The sequence below is a fragment of the Dyella sp. SYSU CM1112 genome (assembly GCF_058216415.1).
Genome location: NZ_JBZEGI010000165.1, coordinates 1 through 252, shown reverse-complemented (window position 1 = coordinate 252; position 252 = coordinate 1). Strand labels below are relative to the sequence as shown.

At 52.4% G+C, this 252-nt stretch carries 1 protein-coding gene; it reads left to right on the top strand.

The annotated features are described in order from the left end of the window. A partial coding sequence (locus AC4HNJ_RS22075) for a hypothetical protein (protein WP_490481753.1) occupies positions 1-252 on the top strand: 252 nt, incomplete at both ends.

Here is a 252-nt window from a genome sequence, read left to right as displayed (position 1 = left end):
ACTTTGACACTGCAGGTTACTGATGCGGATATTCTCGCTGACGGAATCACTCTTTGGGGTTGGCAAAATACCGGCCTACCGGCAGCTGATGAAACAGCCATGACCCTGAAAAACGGTACGCTCGTCTATAACGGCGCCTACACTGGACAGGCATTATCCCCAACTTTTGATCTGGCGGCTGACCCGGGTATTCCGTCCGCTCAAATAGCCATAACGGTAGCGGGTGATTCCAGTTTCCAGATCCTCGATACG